The organism is Vibrio sp. V09_P4A23P171, assembly GCF_963875615.1.
Classification (GTDB): Bacteria; Pseudomonadota; Gammaproteobacteria; order Enterobacterales; family Vibrionaceae; genus Vibrio; species Vibrio anguillarum.
Genome location: NZ_CAWNMR010000018.1, coordinates 12,985 through 32,766, shown reverse-complemented (window position 1 = coordinate 32,766; position 19,782 = coordinate 12,985). Strand labels below are relative to the sequence as shown.

Annotated in this window: 12 protein-coding genes; 3 read left to right on the top strand and 9 right to left on the bottom strand. The window is 46.1% G+C overall.

Annotation, left to right across the window (positions count from 1 at the left end; genetic code table 11):
• Nucleotides 1–42: 42 nt before the first annotated feature.
• The 5 genes from AACT23_RS07235 to AACT23_RS07215 form a co-directional block, all read right to left on the bottom strand.
• Nucleotides 43–765 carry a hypothetical protein gene (locus AACT23_RS07235; RefSeq protein ID WP_094128492.1) on the bottom strand — a complete coding sequence of 241 codons (723 nt, stop codon included), beginning with the start codon at nucleotides 763–765 and terminating at the stop codon, nucleotides 43–45.
• Nucleotides 766–4,023, bottom strand: a complete 3,258-nt coding sequence (locus AACT23_RS07230) for a T6SS effector BTH_I2691 family protein (RefSeq protein ID WP_094128489.1) — start codon at nucleotides 4,021–4,023, stop codon at nucleotides 766–768.
• Nucleotides 4,020–4,907, bottom strand: a complete 888-nt coding sequence (vasW, locus tag AACT23_RS07225) for a type VI secretion system accessory protein VasW (protein WP_094128486.1) — start codon at nucleotides 4,905–4,907, stop codon at nucleotides 4,020–4,022. Before vasW ends, AACT23_RS07230 begins: the two co-directional genes overlap by 4 nt.
• Entirely contained in the window at nucleotides 4,907–7,003 is a 2,097-nt protein-coding gene (locus tag AACT23_RS07220; RefSeq protein WP_094128483.1) for a type VI secretion system Vgr family protein, read from the bottom strand. Before AACT23_RS07220 ends, vasW begins: the two co-directional genes overlap by 1 nt.
• A 139-nt stretch (nucleotides 7,004–7,142) precedes the next feature.
• On the bottom strand, nucleotides 7,143–7,661 hold the full coding sequence (locus AACT23_RS07215; RefSeq protein ID WP_013857791.1) for an Hcp family type VI secretion system effector: 519 nt from the start codon (nucleotides 7,659–7,661) through the stop codon (nucleotides 7,143–7,145).
• 303 nt (nucleotides 7,662–7,964) lie between these two features.
• Here AACT23_RS07215 and arfB point away from each other — a divergent pair, with 303 nt between their 5' ends.
• Together arfB and AACT23_RS07205 are read left to right on the top strand one after the other, a co-directional pair.
• The gene (arfB, locus tag AACT23_RS07210) at nucleotides 7,965–8,378 is read left to right on the top strand and encodes an alternative ribosome rescue aminoacyl-tRNA hydrolase ArfB (RefSeq protein ID WP_017043428.1); all 414 of its coding nucleotides are present in this window, start codon (nucleotides 7,965–7,967) and stop codon (nucleotides 8,376–8,378) included.
• 381 nt (nucleotides 8,379–8,759) lie between these two features.
• The gene (locus AACT23_RS07205; RefSeq protein WP_094128480.1) at nucleotides 8,760–10,517 is read left to right on the top strand and encodes a lysophospholipid acyltransferase family protein; all 1,758 of its coding nucleotides are present in this window, start codon (nucleotides 8,760–8,762) and stop codon (nucleotides 10,515–10,517) included.
• 94 nt (nucleotides 10,518–10,611) lie between these two features.
• Here the strand turns inward: AACT23_RS07205 and AACT23_RS07200 are convergent, their stop codons facing one another.
• The 4 genes from AACT23_RS07200 to AACT23_RS07185 form a co-directional block, all read right to left on the bottom strand.
• Nucleotides 10,612–12,468: an Ig-like domain-containing protein gene (locus AACT23_RS07200; RefSeq protein WP_445286077.1), complete on the bottom strand. Its 1,857-nt coding sequence runs from the start codon at nucleotides 12,466–12,468 to the stop codon at nucleotides 10,612–10,614.
• Between the two features lie 32 nt (nucleotides 12,469–12,500).
• The gene (locus tag AACT23_RS07195) at nucleotides 12,501–14,114 is read right to left on the bottom strand and encodes an Ig-like domain-containing protein (RefSeq protein ID WP_445286076.1); all 1,614 of its coding nucleotides are present in this window, start codon (nucleotides 14,112–14,114) and stop codon (nucleotides 12,501–12,503) included.
• 1,136 nt (nucleotides 14,115–15,250) lie between these two features.
• A complete protein-coding gene (gene glmS, locus AACT23_RS07190) occupies nucleotides 15,251–17,083 on the bottom strand; it encodes a glutamine--fructose-6-phosphate transaminase (isomerizing) (protein ID WP_094128474.1) in 1,833 nt (610 codons plus the stop codon).
• An 87-nt stretch (nucleotides 17,084–17,170) separates the two neighbouring features.
• Entirely contained in the window at nucleotides 17,171–17,932 is a 762-nt protein-coding gene (locus AACT23_RS07185) for a DeoR/GlpR family DNA-binding transcription regulator (protein WP_013857797.1), read from the bottom strand.
• 424 nt (nucleotides 17,933–18,356) lie between these two features.
• On the opposite strand from AACT23_RS07185, the gene pykF reads away from it, so the two are divergent.
• Nucleotides 18,357–19,769 carry a pyruvate kinase PykF gene (pykF, locus tag AACT23_RS07180; protein WP_026027602.1) on the top strand — a complete coding sequence of 471 codons (1,413 nt, stop codon included), beginning with the start codon at nucleotides 18,357–18,359 and terminating at the stop codon, nucleotides 19,767–19,769.
• Nucleotides 19,770–19,782 lie beyond the last annotated feature (13 nt).

The window sequence follows — 19,782 nt, the reverse complement described above, 5'->3', positions numbered from 1 at the left end:
AATTAGAGTACCAAAGTGCCGCTGGTGTGAAAAACCTTTAAGCTATTCCTCTTTTAACTCTTGATTAAAGATAGGATGCTTGTACTGATCGTTAACTCGCTGTAACGCAAGATAGTCGACATTATTATGAATACTCTTCACGAGCTCAATAAAATGCGTCTTCTCATCAAGTGAACTAAAAAATAGCCGTCTGTCAAACCATGGTTGATCTGTGCTATCTGTATTTAAATCCACCATCTTTTCTTTGATCGGATCAAAAACAATCAATTGTTTGGCAAAGTAAACCTCTTTCTGATGTACAGTGGGATGGAAGTTGGTCAAACCAAAGGCCAGCAGGGCAAAACCGCCGGCACCAACAAACGCTAACGGACCAACGACGGCTAAGGCTAGCAAACAGACAGCAATCCCCACCCAAGCAAAACCGCGTACAAAAGTGTAGGCCGCATCCGGGATCACCTCTTGGTCGGTATAATGAACCCCCACTTGCGTTAGACTATAGCAATAGCGGTGGTCGGGCATAAAAAGATACCTCACCGCGGCCATGCCCGCCGTACCAAAGCTGATAAAGCCCCAAAACTCTGCACTGTTAAAAGCAATATCCCCGAACACAAGAAATAGTGAGGGAAGCAAAAAACCAGCAAAGATAGCGCAAAACCAGCGAGCCATATTACTGATGTCTCCTGTTATACACACCCACTGATGGATCACCTCACTGCTGTGTAATTTTGCCTTTAACTGCTCTAACTCATCTTTATCAATTAACATTTAACCCTTTCCTACAACGAGATTTCTTGTGGCAATATCATTCGCCTCTGCAGATTGTAAATCCAATTCCCCCGCGCGAGTTCCGCGGGCGCAAAATTTGAGACTCTGTTTCTTGACCCAATGCTGGGGCAGTTCAACGCAAACTCCAACAGTATCCTTCTCACTGCCACCCAGTGTAATACGATACACTGGCTGATTATCTTCAATACTCCATTTTCCCTGTTGTTCATTGATGAGTATTGGTGTTACCGCCTCCCTTTGCGGTTGATAATATGCCGGCTGCGCTGGCAAACGGGTGATTTGTAAGCCTATCGTCTGCCCTTTAAGATAATCGGGTAACGTGAGTTCTAACTGCCATTGTGAAGAACCTGAATCCATCCATTGTGCTGCTTTACGTTGCGTAACTTGACTCAACCGAAGACTCGGACGATGGAGAAGGCGCTCTAACTCGGTCAATTCTTGGCCCACTGGCCAATGAGCACTCTCTTTCCCCCACGTCGATTTTGATAACCAGATTTCTAACTCTGAGCGTTTAAACACATTGGTCAAAATCACCCCAATCAAATAGACAATACCAATCACAGCAAAACCGGCGAGCATCCAGCCAGCATTGATAGCAGCAATTGATGAGAAACCTAAGATGTTCTGTGTCAACCTCATTGTTTGAGCAACAAAAATCAGCATTTGTCCACCTGTCGCTCCGGCTTTTAATAAATAACCGAAGCGTTCAAGATCGGTTTTACTGCTGTCATTAAACTTACCCCAGCTTTCCCATGTTTCTAATGCGCTGGCAATCATGCCCACGGTAGCCACCAAGGCGATCGATTTAGCAAAGGTTTTTAGGGCATCTTTTGTGCCCAATGCTTTCGTGGTATTTAAGGCGTTTTTCAGTGTACGATCTAACAACCCTTGCTCAGCAATCGTCCCCCAAGCGCGCCCCGCACTGATGGCACCAGCGGCCACAATGGTATAGCCAGTGGCATAAATGGCTTCGCCCAACGCCGGATTCTTAAAAGGATCCCAACTAGGGTATTGTGCGACCTTACCGCGGATATTCTCCAAAACCGCCATGGTATTCCATAGGTTAAGCGCAAACAGCAAGCCACCCAGCCCACCCAGTTTCTGGCTCACCGACGCGCTACTGGTTTTGACGTTTTTCGATAGCGCGCTCAGTTTCTCATTTACCGACTGCTGAAAAGTGTTCATCGCCGCTTGGTTTTTGAGCGTGAACATCATCGGCAGTTCACTACTGAGTAATTGCCCTAGCTTACGTTGTGCGGATTGCGCGGTCGCAATTTGATGGTTTTTCGGGCTCACATTACCGGGCTTGAGTTCCAGAGCATTATTCATCTCTTGCAAGATGGCATTCAACTTAGTCTCAAATTGCTTAAGCTCAGCCGCATACTTGGGGTTATGTTGCAACACCGCCTCTTCTCGTACTAGGCTTTCCACTAATAATAAGCGAAGGTTAGCCAGCAAACTGGGCGTTCCTCCTTTAGGCTGAGTCTGATAAGGAAACAGCAACTCCATCACCGCTTGCCAACTCTCTTTAGCTTGATTGGCTACCGCTTTTTGCAGTGCACCAAAACTCGATTGAACGGGTTCAATCCATGTCTTAAACCATGCTTTTTCCCGAATGCGGCCATCTCCCGTGAACGTATCCCAGTTAGCGATCGCGGCCGAAAATGCCACCATATCACTAGGATTACCGGTAGAGAGAAAAGCGGTGCTAAAACCTTGGATGTGGCTGTTAATGGCTTGATTCGCCTGCAGAGAAAAGCCTGTTGACGCGAGCGCCATGAGGTTTTTCGGTGAATCAAAACTGAGCTCTTTTTTGAGGGTCTCAAGCGCTTTCTCATCATGATTGACTTGCGTAACTGCCACTAGAAATTGGCTAATTAACGCTAACAAATACGCTTGCTGGATCTCATCTTGGTTATCTATACCAAGTAGAATCGGGTCAAGGCCAAGCTGGTTGAAGGCAGACATAAACTGCGCATAGTGCTGTTTAATCTGTTCATCCAATCCTTTGAGTTGGGTGTAATGCTCCACCAAAAAGTTATCTAAATCCGCCCAGCGCACTTCATCGTTAAAACCGTTGTCTTTTTTGCGCCACTTGCGCATCTGAGCACTGGTGGGTTCAAAACGATAGAGTGTTTTCAATTCCGCCAATTGCTGATCCGCTTGCTGCTGCATGGGGGAAAGCGCCTTTGATGGCGTGATCCCTTCACTGGCTAATTGGCTAAATTCCATTTCGGCTAATTCAGCCGTAGCCCAATATTCAGTAATGGCTCTTTCTAACTCTAAAATACGGATAGGATCTTGTTTTACAAAATCGGGAATTTCTTTTTCTTCAAGACGAATTCGGCCTAATGTGCGTGTCAGCTCTGCCATCTGCATTTTATGCTGTTGCGTTTCATCACCAACCGCTTTAGTTCGCTTTGCCACTTGGGTAGTAAAAGTAACAAATAAATCTGACACATCCGCTAAAGGGTCATTCAGCGCCACAAATAAACCGCAGTTTTGCTCTGGCAAATCTTGCAAATAATCACTGCAGCTCACCACCGCTTTGTCGGCAACGAATTTGAATTCGGTATCTATCGCCGCTTCTTCACTTTTCTCTACCGGTAATAAAGGGGTACAGGTAGCTTTAAAAATATCCTGCTCAGCTGGCGTCCCGATGTCCGCCACATAGTCTTCAAGATACTGAGCAAAATGCGCATGAGGGTGAGTACCATTGGACTCAAACTGTTTAAGGCTCACTTTACGCATCACAGCATGACGGCTGCTGGTATTGGAGCGCATATGCTCACACACTCGCCACGTCCATCGTTGGTGCGCATAACCGATAGAGAGCGTGTGCTGGGCGGGATAGAGTAAACAACTTTTGCTTTCACCTTTCGAACCGCGCTCGTGAGTGGGTTTGTTTGCCTCATCATCAGACCAATCAATTTTGGTCAACTTGCAGCCAACGACTTCATATTCGTGCAGTGTTTTTGCTGTTTCATCATAGACATAGAGCCAGCCATCACGCAGTTGCCTTAAGGTATAACTGCGCTGCTTGATAGAGAATTGACCTTTCCACTGTCGATCCGCTTTGGGTAAAGGGTGTAATGCTTGACCTTGATCATCATAAACATCAAAGGCGTAACGAACAGGAATTATCCCTATTAACGGCTGTTTAAAAGGACATGCACTGGCGGGATTTTGCGCATCATTGGTCTGTCCTGTTTTCGCAGCTTGATTGGGATTACTCATCCTTGTACCTCCTGTGATGATTGTGAATGTTGATAAGCCAGCTCTGCGGCAGCTTCAATGCGTTGCGAAGGCGTATGACTTGAAGCCTGATGCAACAAAAGGTCAATCTCGGGATACTTCCCTTTTTCAAGAGCATCAACGCCTAAAAACCCCAACACATTAAAAAACAGCATTAAATCTCGCTCACTGCTAAAGCCCTGCTGGTAAGCCCATTGAGCATGACGATGAAATAGTTCAGGGTCAGACTGCCACTGCTGCGCTAAATCCGGAAACCACTGCTGCACATGCCGCTCGACCGTTTCTAAGGTATTGAGCCATGTGATGTTGCCAAGCCGTTGCCACTGTTCATCGGTTAACTTGAATCGCACAGGAGTGTCCTGAGTCGCCGTCAGTTCTGGTCGTTGCACATATTGCCAACCTTGACGTGTGGGCAACCAAGCTCGATTGATCACTTTCCACAGTGGTTGGCATTGGGTACTCAAAAGTACATACGCGCATTCACTGTTCGCCATTTTAAGAAACACCGTTGAACCATAAGGGGATTCCACTTGGATCAAACGACGCAGTTGTTCAGCAATCTCTTCAATGGACTCTAAAGAAGCAAAAAAGAACCCAGCTAACCCCTGATTCTGCTCAAGGAACCAGGTTTTAACTACATCCGTTGCCAAAACGAGATAAGGAGACACCTCTTTAAGCTGCTCAAAAGGCGGAAAAAGGTACAAAGGCTCCAAAACCAATTCACCCGATAGACGGTACAAGGCTTGTGCTAGATGGCTGATTTGAGCACCATCAACCAAAAGGTAAAGCCTTTCTTGTGTATCCATTTCCATCTCTGGAACCGAGCTCACCCAGTTATGCACGACAACGGAATTTGTTGAACGCATTAATTTCCCTTTGCCTCTTCACACACTTCACACACTTCACACACAGGTGCAGGACCTTTGAGTGCTTCAATTTGTCGCGCCTTAAGTAAAGGTGACATGGATTGCTGAGTGGGAGTTACCGCTGCTAGCTCAATATCTTGCGGCGTTTTGGCTTCATCAACCCCTTGTGGCAACGCCGCTACAACACCGCCATAACCCGAGCCGCTGCCTGCGCTGCCGCCAGAGTTGAGGTTGATCGCAGGCCCGACTAGGTGCACGCCGCCGCCATCCACTTTGATAAAACTGCCCGCAGCTTTGATGGTGATCTCATTACCTGCATCTAACACCAACTTATTGCCTGCTTTAAGGTGCACTTCATTACCTGAGTCAAAAACCGTTTTTTCACCGATTTTTTGGTGCAGTGAACCACCCACATCAAGGCTACGATCTAACGCTATTTTCTGACGGCTTTCGCCTTCAACCGTTAGGTGTTGGTTATTTTTGATGTGGCTGAACTGGTCGTTATCCACTGTCAGGTGTTTATCGTGTTTGATGTGTGTGGTGGCATCATTAAGCACTAGCGCTTCATAGTCTTTTTGCGCATGCAGGTAGATTTTCTCTTGCCCTGCTTGGTCTTCAAAACTCAGCTCATTAAAGCCTTCACCTTGATGCGTTTCACTGCGCAGTACGGTTTTGGTTTTGTTATCTGGCAGTGTGTAGGGCGCTTTATTGGTGGCGTGATAAGCGCGGCCCGTGACGATGGGTTGATCCGGATCACCGTTTAAAAAATCGACAATCACTTCATGGCCAATTCTTGGGATAGCCATCATGCCATATTGGCTACCCGCCCAACCTTGCGACACCCTCACCCAACATGAACTGTGTTCATCGCCGTTAGAATATCTGTCCCATGGGAAATGCAGTTTAACGCGGCCATACTCATCGCAGAAGATCTCTTCGCCATCGGGGCCAACCACATGGGCGATGCATGGGCCATCCACTTGCGGCTTCGTGTGCGGTGTTGCACGCCACGTTACATCGGCCGGGATCAAGGTAAATTGGTTACTGTAGGTTGTTGCACCGCTACCGCCAGACTCTTCTAATGCTTGCGGCTGCCGGCCTTGATGGTTTACTTGCACCACAACCCAATCTCGGTTCACGCTGTCGTCTAAATGTTCGGCCAAATCAAACAGGGTTCCGGCTTGCAAACGCGCTTCATTGCTTTGGCCTTGTGCGGTACGCGCCTGCCTTCTTAAGTACTCTAAACGAATTTGGTTAAACGCTTTGCCGCTCTCATCGTCTTTAAATCGACCCGGGAAATCAAAATGTTCATAGTGGGTCTGCTGGTAATCCATCGCGGTGCCGAGTGCACTTTGCTTAAAACCGTAAGTCGGTTTTTTAAAGCTGTAATCCGCCAATTGGCTTTCCGCCACTTGCGATTGCGTATGGCTGATTAAGTTGGAAATGTAAGGCGTATCAGCGATACCACCGGACAGCACATTGTAAGGGATCGGTGTATCGAGCTTCGTTAAGCTTTGGCTGTCGTCACTGAAAATGAGGGTATGTTTACCTTCTTCATGCAGGAGGTGGTAGACCAAGCCCTCTTCGGCGGCTAAGCGGTGTAAAAAGTGGCTATCGGTTTCACGGTACTGTACGCAGAATTCGCGCTGAAGACATTCTCCTTTGAGCGAGAAGGCATAGTCGTCAATGCCCATTTCTTGCAGCACAATGGAAAGAATTTCAGGTACAGTTTTAAGCTGGAAGATGCGGCTATTTTGGCGCAGCGACAAACGCTCTAATGCAGGTACTAAAGTGAGTGAGTAAAAGGTGTGATGATGACCAATATCGCCTTTACTGAACTGGCGCACGATGCCATGCACGCGCTGCACCACCCCGCCATTACGAAAAACCGTTAGCTGAGCCGTTTTGTCGACGACATCGATTGCACTCAAAGTTGATTGACGGCTTGCTAGCTCAATGTGGTAACGAAACCCATAACAAGGCTCGCCATTGGCCAGCGCACTCTCCGATAAGGATTCTTGTCCTTGGTATTCTCGCACCACAAATGCATCGTCGGCGAGCCCGTCAACCTTTAACGTAAAATTCAGCGTGGCCATCTTCCATCCTCTTTACACTAGAAACAGCAAAGCCTTAAGCAAGTCACACTCATTGAATGCACTTTGCTTAAGGCTAAAAAAGGTGGCTGGCCGGATTGGCTTTGCTTACGCAACATCAGCCAGCCACCCAAATCAAAGCTTACGCTTCTACTGGTTTGCGCCAGTCATCTGAACCTGAAGTACCCGCGTTCACGTGATCCCACAGGATTTTACGGTAAGACATAGAAACCGTAACGTTTTGCGTGAAGTCGCCGTTCGCAGGATCTTGGCAGTGTGGCATTTCGCAGTGAATATCGACGATAGACGCGCTTTCAAGTTTAGTGGTGAAGAAGTTCTCTTGTTTACCTTCGATAGACGTGCGGTACCACTTTAGCTCAACCGATTTCATCTTCTCGCCAGACGCCAACGCGTTATAAAGAAGAGGAACCGCTTTATTTAGCGCAACGGTGAATTTGAATGGTTTGTGAACACGTTGACCAGAAGGCTGACCTGATTGTGGGTCAGTCGGTACTGTCACAACGTGGTCAAACATTTGAACCAACATTTGATCTTCATGACCTTCAACGAAAGCATCGCCGATAGAGTCAGTAGAAAGAGCGCCAGCAGTGATGAGACCCTGAGTTTCGCCTTCGATAGAGATATAACATGGAGTTGGCATGACTTAATCCTTATTCAGTAAGAAAAAGCGATGGAAATTGCATCGCGTTATGTAATGTTTCTTAAAGCAAAGGGGATGCCAAAACAAAAATAGTTAAATTTCAATCAATTAGATTATAAGCTTTCATTTTCGAGCAAGAACTTGCTCGTCCGGGTAGAAACTTGCTCGTATCAAGCAATTTTTCGCTGCGATTTCGCAATACGTCACTCTGTATTGCTTTTCCTAATCTAGCCACAATCTGCGGTAGATAACCTTAGCCACCTCAACTAGAATGCGGATTGAACACATTTTTACTTTGGTTGTATGCTCAAACTATCCAACACTATTGAACTGGCAGACTGGGAAATCGAACTTACTGCGATTCGTGCAGCTGGAAATGGCGGGCAAAACGTCAATAAAGTCTCCAGTGCGATCCACTTACGTTTTGACATCAGACGCTCAACGTTACCGGACATCTACAAACAAAAATTACTCGAAAGACCAGATTCCAGAATGACCAAAGAGGGCGTTATTGTCCTCAAAGCGCAATCTCACCGCACCCAAGAGCTGAATAAAGAAGATGCACTCAAACGTCTCAAAGAAATTATTCTTTCTGCGATGGTGATAGAAAAACCGCGCCGGGCAACCAAACCGACAAAAAGCTCTCAACGTCGGCGAGTTGACGAGAAAAAACGGATAGCGGCCAATAAATCATTGCGCGGTAAAGTCTCTTTTTAAATGGCTGGATTGGAAGCAAGGCAAAATAAAGAAGAAAAGAAATAAGCAACCTCGCGCTAAAAACAGCAACGGGAGCACGAAGCTCCCGTCTATTCCAGATCAGCAAAACAAAGGTTCAATTGACATTTTTATATTTTTTACAGCCATTACAAGCTAACACCAAAAATGTCGCATCAACACAAATTTGCTTCATTTTGTGAGCAATAAATTATTTAGTTTTACTAAAAAATCATTGTTGCATCCAAGATTCTAATTTATCTCCAGTTTGAGACGGATTTCATTAAACTGTAAAAAAAGAGCCATCAATTACTCACTTAATCGCAGCCAGATTGTCATCTTCCCTCTCTAGCATAAGCACAAAGCATAAAATGCGAGGTTGCTATGCTCACGATAAGCCCTTTTAAATTACCGAGAAAAACGCCGTTTGGACTAGGCGAACACTTCACTGAGTGGGCGACAGGCCTAACTCGTTTAGATAAGTTTTATGCACAACGCCCACCCCATTGCGATACCGCAACATTTTTGCGTTTTACGTTAGAGGTATTGGGTATTGACTACCAAGTGGTGAAAGGATCATTAGCTCAAGTTCCCACTCAAGGCGCGACAGTCGTTGTTGCAAATCACCCACTTGGTTGTGTGGAAGGCGTTATTCTGGCTGAGATGCTGCTTTCAATTCGCTCAGACGTGCAGATATTAGCCAATCACTATTTAAAAACCGTACCAGAGTTAGATTCGCTGTTCATTGGTGTGGATGTTTTTGAAGACAAAGCCGCGCAAAAAGCGAATATGCAAGCCTTGAGAGCTGCCAATAAACACCTTGCTCAAGGAGGGCTGCTATTGATGTTTCCTGCGGGCGAAGTGTCACAATTGGTTGATAGTAAAACGCAGAAACTGGAAGACAAACAGTGGAGCCGTTCAGTCAGCCGACTGATACAAAAGCATCAAGCGACGGCGTTACCTGTGTTCATCAACGGGCAAAATTCGAAACGCTTTTACATGGCTGGAAAAATCCACCCGCTACTAAGAACGTTAATGTTGGGCCGTGAACTGCTCAATAAAAAGCATCAGCGTATCGAAATCGCCATTGGCGATGCGATCAATCATAAAGAAATCCAACATCTGTGTGATGAGACGCTGGTCAGCTATTTAAGGCTCAACACCTACCTTTTAAGTCACATCAGCCCAACCAAGCGCAATAAAACCAATGATGAGCCGTTACAACCCATTGCACAGCGGCTCCCCCTAAGCGCTTTGTTACACGATATTGAGCAGCTTTCTTTTTCTGATCATCTATTAAGGCATAACGAATTCGATGTGTATTGTACCAGCGCAGAAAACATCCCCTCGTTACTGCACGAAATAGGACGAGTGCGAGAGCACAATTTCAGGCTGGTAGGTGAAGGCACTGGCACCGAGCTCGATATCGATCAATACGATCGCAACTACCTGCATCTATTCATTTGGGATCGCGAAGCGCAGAAATTAGTCGGAGCTTACCGTTTAGGCTTAGTCGACCGTATTGTGCCTATAAGCGGTATTGCAGGTTTGTACTCACGAACGCTGTTTCAGTATGACCACCGCTTTCTCAATACCATAGGTAATGCAATTGAAATGGGGCGTTCAGTCGTCGACATCGAGTATCAAAAAAGTATGGCTCCGCTATTGCTGCTTTGGAAGGGAATCGCAACCTATGTGCACCGAAACCCGCACTATACGCACCTATTTGGACCCGTAAGTATCAGCAATGATTACAGTGAAAGTGCGCGCCGTTTATTAGCCGACACCATGACGCAGCACTACTACAATAACCAACACGCCCATTTGGTAGAGGCAAGTAACCCACTCCCCAAGCAACAAGCCCCTTGGAATGCCAGTTTGCTGAGTGCATTGGCTGATTTACAGCTGCTTTCAAAAGTGATTGCCCGGTTGGATGAAGGGAAAAGCGTACCAGTGCTACTGCGTCAATACCTCGGTTTAAATGGCAAGTTAGTCAGTTTTAACGTAGACCCTGATTTTAATGATTCGTTAGATGGCTTGATTGTGGTCGATTTACGCAACGTTCCGGTGCGCAGCTTAAGCCGCTACATGGGCACCAAAGAAGCATACGAATACCTCACCCATCACGCGCCTAACCCTTGAAAAGGTTGAGCCGCTTTATTGACAAACTCTTCGGGTAAAAAAAGCGCCAGTCATTACTCTGGCGCATAAAAATTAAAACGTTAAACCCTAAATGCTAAGGATTTGAGACGCAGGATACGTAGATAATGGCGGTTGGAGGGGCGGAGACGGGAATACCATCGCTAAGGAGCAGCGTGTCATGGTTAACAGGATTAGAAAGATCAGTTGTCTTCGACCAGTACCAATAGTCGGTCGGCCAACCGCGCGCTTTAAACATGTTACCGAATCCAACGTACAGTTCGTTAAGCAACTCATCACTTTCTGCTAAGCGCCAGTTAGTTCGCCCTCCGAGATTCTGAGCATTGTAGATCTCACACAGTGCGTTTGCATTATCCCATTTGAATCGGTAGAAATCACCTATTGGACCATCAATTCCGGTTTCAGTAGCGACATCATTTGCTATTGTACTTCCACCAATACTATTTAAGTAAGCCACTGATGGTGAGTTGGTAAATAATGTCCCGCTACCTATATCGAAGATATCAATACATACACCAGCTAAGTCAGCACACACATTCACATTCACTTGGTTACTGGCAATGCCATCCTCGATGGCGGTTACCGTTGTAGAGCCCACTTCGACACCAGTAAGCAAACCATCCAACGTCACCGTAGCGGTATTGGTATCGACTGACATCCACGTCACTGACTTGGTGACAGAAGATGAAGTGCCATCACTGTACGTCGCCGTGGCGGTTAACTGTCCGTTTAGACCTTTCGCCACATTGACCGTAGTAGGCGTCACTTGAATCGCAGTAATCACAGCCGAAGAGACAGTGACATTCACCGAGTTACTGATACCATTCTTGGTGGCTGTTACGGTTGTAGAGCCCACTTCAACACCAGTGATCAAACCTGTTGAGGTCACCGTCATTGTATTGGTATCGGCTGGTGTCCACGTCACTGAGCTAGAGATGTCAGAGGAAGTCGTATCACTGTACGTCGCAATGGCCGTTAACTGTTCAGTCTGACCTTTCGCCACACTGACAGGAGAAGGGGTCACTTGAATCGCAGTAATCACAGCCGAGGAGACAGTGACATTGACCGCATTGCTGGCAATGCCATCCTTGGTGGCGGTTACCGTTGTAGAGCCCAGTTCGACACCAGTAAGCAAACCATCCAACGTCACCGTGGCGGTATTGGTATCGCCTGACGTCCACGTCACTAAGCTAGAGATGTCAGAGGAAGTCGTATCACTGTACGTCGCAATGGCCGTTAACTGCTGAGTTTGACCTTTCGCAACATTGACCTGTGAAGGCGTCACTTGAATCGCAGTAATCACAGCCGAGGAGACGGTGACATTCACCGTGTTACTGGTAATGCCGTCCTTGGTAACTGTCATGCTCGTAGAACCCACGCCAACACCAGTGATCAAACCTGTTGACGTTACCGTTGTTGTGTTGGTATCGGCTGGTGTCCATGTCACTGAGTTAGAGATGTCAGAGGAAGTCGTATCACTGTACGTCGCAATGGCCGTTAACTGTTCAGTCTGACCTTTCGCAACATTGACCTGTGAAGGCGTCACTTGAATCGCAGTAATCACAGCCGAAGAAACAGTGGCATTGACCGCATTGCTGGCGATGCCATCTTTGGTGGCGGTTACCGTTGTAGAGCCCACTTCGACACCAGTAAGCAAACCATCCAACGTCACCGTGGCGGTGTTGGTATCGGCTGGTGTCCATGTCACTGAGCTAGAGATGTCAGAGGAAGTCGTATCACTGTACGTCGCAATGGCCGTTAACTGCTGAGTTTGACCTTTCGCAACATTGACCTGTGAAGGCGTCACTTGAATCGCAGTAATCACAGCCGAAGAGACAGTGACATTCACCGCATTACTGGCAATGCCATCTTTGGTGGCGGTTACCGTTGTAGAGCCCACTTCGACACCAGTAAGCAAACCATCCAACGTCACCGTGGCGGTATTGGTATCGGCTGGTGTCCACGTCACTGAGCTAGAGATGTCAGNGCTGGTGTCCACGTCACTAAGCTAGAGATGTCAGAGGAAGTCGTATCACTGTACGTCGCAATGGCCGTTAACTGTTCAGTCTGACCTTTCGCAACATTGACCTGTGAAGGCGTCACTTGAATCGCAGTAATCACAGCCGAGGAGACAGTGATATTGACCGCATTGCTGACAATTCCATCTTTGGTGGCGGTTACCGTTGTAGAGCCCACTTCGACACCAGTAAGCAAACCTGTTGACGTCACCGTGGCGGTATTGGTATCGACTGACATCCACGTCACTGAGCTAGAGATGTCAGAGGAAGTCGTATCACTGTACGTCGCAATGGCCGTTAACTGTTGAGTTTGACCTTTCGCAATATTGACCTGTGAAGGCGTCACTTGAATCGCAGTAATCACAGCCGAAGAGACAGTGACATTCACCGCATTACTGGCAATGCCATCTTTGGTGGCGGTTACCGTTGTAGAGCCCACTTCGACACCAGTAAGCAAACCATCCAACGTCACNATTCCATCTTTGGTGGCGGTTACCGTTGTAGAGCCCACTTCGACACCAGTAAGCAAACCTGTTGACGTCACCGTGGCGGTATTGGTATCGACTGACATCCACGTCACTGAGCTAGAGATGTCAGAGGAAGTCGTATCACTGTACGTCGCAATGGCCGTTAACTGCTGAGTTTGACCTTTCGCAACATTGACCTGTGAAGGCGTCACTTGAATCGCAGTAATCACAGCCGAGGAGACGGTGACATTCACCGTGTTACTGGTAATGCCATCTTTGGTAACTGCCATCGTCGTAGAACCCACGCCAACACCAGTGATCAAACCTGTTGACGTCACTGTTGCTGTATTGGCATCGGCTGGCGTCCACATCACTGAGTTGGTGACAGAAGATGAAGTACCATCACTGTACGTCGCAATGGCCGTTAACTGCTGAGTCTGACCTTTCGCAATATTGACCTGTGAAGGGGTCACGGTAATCTCAGTGATCTCCGCTGAGCTCACATTGACCGTCACCTCGTTACTGGTCACACCGGCCTTCGTGGCAGTGAGGGTTGTACTGTTCTCTTCAACCCCGGAGATCTGACCACTATCGGTCACCATTGCCGTGTCGGTATCCATTAGTGTCCACGTAACAGAATTCGTCACTTCAGAGGAAGTACCATCACTGTACATCGCCATCGCAGTCAACTGCTGAGTTTGACCTTTCGCGACCTTCACTGGCGAAGGCGTGACTGTAATCTCGGTGATCTCCGCTGAGCTCACGTTAACCGTCACCTCGTTACTGGCAATGTCGCCACTAGAGGCATGCACGGTCACCACACCAGGCGCATTACCAGTAATGATGCCCGGTGCATCAAAAAGAACCACATCCAAGTCGCTTGCATGCCAATCAACCGCATTTGAATCCGTTAATATGCGAGACGAGCCATCAGAGTAGTTACCAACGACCTCGAAAGGCTGCTTATTACCTACCGCAAGCGTCAGTTGACTCACTCCTCGCGTTGTTAATGGTGACGCTGTAATATCTATGCGTTCTAATTTCACTGTTGGTTCAGAAGACACATCGTCTGAATTACAGCCTGTCAACAGCATCAATAGAGGTAATACTATTAGCGCAAATAAACCTTTAAAAAATTTAGTCATAATACGACCTACTCTTGAAGTTGAAGCTGAAAGTTGGGGATGGTAATTTCAATTCTGAAATTTTGAGATCCTCCTTCGGCAGTTTGGTCATCTGCAGCCTGCCTTCTGCGCCACAAGTTGAGCGCATTAGGTGCACCTAATGCGCTGATTAAAATTAAATATTTTTTCATTTTCATTAAGATAGATTAATCGAATTAAAATTAAGGGAGATAAGACGAGGGGATAATACGATTATTTTATTATCTATGGTTGTAAGATTATTCCGAAAGCACAGACATCATTAGCTCGGAAGTGCGGTATTGTTGAGCAAATCATTGAACAATCAGCCACTCCCCACAGATTGAGCGATTTAACGACTAGCCCCCAAGACGGCATCCTCAAGGTCGGCATTTTATTCATCGCCTTAACTTCTGGCCAAGGCTTCACCAAGCTAGGGATTGTAATCTCTCAAGCTCAATTTCGGTCTTATCAGTTGTTTATATGCAAGGTATTGGCGGTGTGGTTATCTATATGGACGAGTTGTGACAGTAACGTGGCTTCCTCAGCCTTAATCGCTCTCTAATGCTCTACGCTTAGTCTGTTATATGCCAATTCTAACTGGGGTTGAAAGTGTTGATTGTCGGCGGAGGGTACGCCAATCAGGGCGAGAAAATACTGTTCTAATTAATGAGGTTGGCCATCAATATGCACCTCAAGAGGCGCGTTTCCATTTCACTAGCTGTCGATTACAGTCGAATAATGATTCAACCTCTTTAAGCAGTAAAGTAAATAAACAGACTTTACTGTAACTGATCAAACATTAGTGTCTTCCAACAATAATGTTTGATCAGAATATAGAGTTTTAAAGATGATTAACCATTATTTAAAATACTTGATTACATAACACTTATCACTTATCACTTATCACTTATCACTTATCACTTATCACTTATCACTTATCACTATTTTAAAAAATTAATCCTTTCTATTAATACAAAAAAGTTAACAGATCACTTTTATTCAAACTTGATGGTAAGCGATCAGACTTTATTGTGATTAATTAAACTTTAATATGCTCCGACAATATGTGCTCTAACCACCTTGTATCACTCAACCGTTACGGCTTTGGCGAGGTTACGAGGTTGGTCGACATCCGTACCTTTGATTAAAGCAACATAATAAGAAAGAAGCTGCATTGGAATGGTGTAGTAGATCGGCGCGGTAATTTCACTCACGTGTGGCATGGTGATAATTTTCATTGTTTCATCAGCCGCAAAGCCAGCGTCTTGATCGGCAAACACATACAGCAAACCGCCACGAGCACGTACTTCTTCAATGTTCGATTTTAGCTTCTCTAACAGCTCGTTATTTGGCGCAACCACGACAACGGGCATATCAGCATCAATCAGTGCTAATGGGCCGTGCTTTAATTCGCCTGCCGCGTATGCTTCAGCATGAATGTAAGAGATTTCCTTCAGCTTTAATGACGCTTCAAGCGCGATAGGGTAAAACTCACCACGACCTAGGAATAGAGTGTGGTGTTTATCTGCGAAATCTTCAGCCAGTGCTTCAATCTGCTTTTCATAGGCAAGGGCGGCATTAATTTGTGCAGGCAGTGCATGCAGAGCTTCAACAATTTCCGCCTCTTTTTCTTTATTAATGCACTGCTTTTGTTTACCAAGAGCGGTCACTAACATTAGCAAGGTTGCAAGCTGAGTAGTGAAGGCTTTGGTTGACGCCACACCAATTTCTGTTCCGGCGCGAGTCATGAATGCAAAGTCAGATTCACGAACCAGTGAAGAACCCGCCACGTTACAAATAGTCATCGCGGCCATGTAGCCTTTTTCTTTCGCCAAGCGCAAAGCGGCTAAGGTATCTGCCGTTTCACCGGATTGAGAAAGCGTGATCAACAAGCTATTTGGACGAGTGACAAATTTTCGATAGCGGAATTCAGAGGCAATTTCCACATCGCAACTCACGCCTGCCAATGCTTCAAACCAATAACGCGCTGTCATGCCTGCGTTGTACGACGTTCCGCAAGCGACGATTTGCACATGTTCCACTTGGCTAAGAATTTCGGCAGCGTTCACGCCAATGCTTTCTGTCACTACGCTGTCTTTGGTGATACGGCCTTCCATGGTGTTAATCAATGCCGTTGGCTGTTCAAAGATCTCTTTTTGCATGAAATGACGATATTTACCTTTATCGCCAGCGTCGTGCTCTGCGTTAGATTCGCTAATTTCACGCGTCACCTGTTCGCCGTTTGCAGCAAAAACCGTCACATCGCGGCGCGTAACTTCCGCGACATCACCCTCTTCAAGATACATAAAGCGGCGTGTAACATTCAGCAAAGCTAATTGGTCTGAAGCTAAGAAATTCTCACCAACACCGAAACCGATCACGATCGGGCTACCGGAGCGAGCAACCACAACACGGCTTGGATCTTTGCGATCAAGTACCACAGTACCGTAAGCACCATCGAGTTGTTTAACCGTTTTTTGCACCGCTTCAAGCAGTGAACTGGCCGTGCGCAGTTCCCACTCAACAAGGTGAGCAATCACTTCAGTATCGGTTTGCGATTCAAAAAGGTAGCCGCGTTCACGCAAAACGTCACGTAGCGTTTCATGGTTTTCGATAATGCCGTTATGCACAACCGCAATATCGCCCGACATGTGTGGGTGAGCATTAATTTCGGAAGGTTCACCGTGTGTCGCCCAGCGTGTGTGCGCAATGCCTGTGCCTCCGGCTACATGTTGCTTTTCGACTGCATCGGCTAGCTCTTGCACTTTGCCTAAACGACGAACGCGCGTTAATTGGCTCGCACTATCCACCACAACAACACCGGCTGAATCATAACCGCGGTATTCCAAACGGCGTAGTCCTTCCACTAAAATTTCAGCCACATCTCGTTGTGCTACTGCACCGACGATTCCACACATAAGGTTTTTACTCCATTTTAGATTTATGCTTCATCCCTAAAGCCGCAAGCGAAAGCCTTTATTTAGGAATGGTTGAATAGGGGTTAATTAGGCTCGGATCACTCGCACTTGGTGCGATTCAATCAATGCGGCATCTTGAACGGTTAGATCGTTATCGGTCACTAACACGTCGATATGCTCCCAAGCGAGCTCAAGGTTGGGAATTTTTCGGCCAACTTTGTCTGATTCGATCATCACGATCACTTCTCGTGAGACTTCGGCCATCACTTTGCTCAGGCCAATCAGTTCATTGAAGGTGGTGGTGCCACGTTCAAGATCAATACCGTCAGCGCCAATAAACAGTTGGTCAAAATCGTAAGAACGCAGTACCGATTCAGCCACTTTGCCCTGAAAGGACTCGGAATGGGTATCCCAAGTACCGCCCGTCATTAATAGTGTCGGTTCACTTTCTAGTTCATTAAGGGCGTTCGCTACGTGCAATGAGTTGGTCATCACAACCAAACCGCGTTTATCATTCAGTTGCTGAATTAATGCTGCCGTAGTACTACCACAGTCAATAACGATGCGATTGTGGTCTCGAATTAACTTAGCCGCCGCTTTAGCCAGCTTTATCTTTCGATTCGAAACTTTAGGATTAAACTCATCATTGACCACCTCTTTAGGCAGTGCAATCGCACCGCCGTAACGGCGTAAGAGTTGACCGTTTTTCTCTAAAGAGGCCAAATCCTTTCTAATCGTCACCTCTGAGGTTTCAAACTGAGCAGAGAGTGCATCAACACTGACCTCACCTTGTTCATTCACAAGGTTAGCAATGGTGTGTCTTCTCAGTTGTGTATTTCGTTTCGACATTTATATTTTTCTTCAAGATTACGAATCGAAAGCAATATTAATCGAATCGAAACTTTATTGTCTATTTATTTCGATCTAAAAAATTAATAATTCACGCTAAAACCTTGTCCTAAGACAATTCTTAGGCAGTGATATTGAACTCATTAGGTGGTAGAATTCGCGCCGAAAAGAAAAAAAATTACAGAATTGACTGTTATTCTTTTGCAACTTAACCGATTTAAACTCAATAAGTGGCAAAATAACGCTATAAAATCGACAATGCTTGGTCATAAAATGACTAAACTGTTGAAAGACTTTCAGCTCTAATGTCACAAAATCACATTAATATTGTTGGGTAATAGATAAGAAAAATTGCCGCTTGTGATGACGCTAGAACACTCAACCAACTTCAAATTGTAATCATATTTACCGGAGAGAACCTTCCATGAAAAAGACCAAAATCGTATGTACGATTGGCCCTAAAACTGAATCTGTAGAGAAGCTTACTGAGCTAGTGAATGCTGGCATGAACGTTATGCGTTTGAACTTCTCTCACGGTGACTTCGTAGAACACGGCACTCGTATTGCGAACTTCCGTAAAGTAATGGAAAACACTGGTAAACAGCTTGCGATCCTTTTAGACACTAAAGGTCCTGAAATCCGTACCATCAAACTAGAAAATGGTGATGACGTTGATCTCGTGGCTGGCCAGGATTTCACTTTCACTACTGATGCAACCGTTGTAGGTAACAAAGATAAAGTTGCCGTGACTTACTTAGGTTTTGCTAAAGACCTTACTGTAGGTAACAAAATTTTGGTTGATGACGGCCTGATTGAAATGGAAGTGATTGCAACCACAGAAACTGAAGTGAAATGTAAAGTGCTGAACAACGGCGCGCTAGGTGAAAACAAAGGTGTTAACCTTCCTAACGTTTCAGTAAACCTTCCAGCTCTTTCTGAAAAAGATAAAGCAGACCTTAAATTTGGTTGTGAGCAAGGCGTTGATTTTGTTGCGGCTTCTTTCATTCGTAAAGCTGACGACGTACGTGAAATCCGCGAACTGCTAACAGCAAACGGCGGCGCAGATATCCAAATCATCTCTAAAATTGAAAACCAAGAAGGCGTTGATAACTTCGACGAAATTCTTGAGCTTTCTGACGGTATCATGGTTGCTCGTGGCGACCTAGGTGTTGAGATCCCTGCTGAAGAAGTTATCTTTGCACAGAAGATGATGATCGAAAAATGTAACCGCGCACGTAAAGTGGTTATCACAGCAACTCAAATGCTTGATTCAATGATCAAGAACCCACGTCCAACTCGCGCAGAAGCTGGCGACGTAGCCAACGCGGTAATGGATGGTACAGATGCAGTGATGCTTTCTGGCGAAACAGCAAAAGGTAAATACCCTGTTGAAGCGGTCACTATCATGGCGCAAATCTGTGCTCGTACAGACCGCGTTCTACAAGCTGAGTTGGGTTCTCGTTTAGACAGCCCACGCCTACGCATTACTGAAGCCGTATGTAAAGGTGCGGTAGATACTGCTGAGAAATTGGCGGCTCCACTTATCGTGGTCGCAACTGAAGCGGGTAAATCAGCTCGTTCAGTGCGTAAGTACTTCCCAACTGCGAACATCATTGCTGTAACCACTAACAAGAAAACGGCGGCTCAACTTGTTCTGACTAAAGGTGTAACACCGGTTGTTGTTGATACTATCGACAGCACTGATGCGTTCTACATCAATGGTAAAGAGATTGCACTGGCTTCTGGTCTAGGCAAGAAGGGTGACATCGTAGTGATGGTTTCTGGTGCACTTGTTGCCTCAGGTACAACCAACACAGCTTCTGTTCACGTTCTATAATCGAACGTCGAAT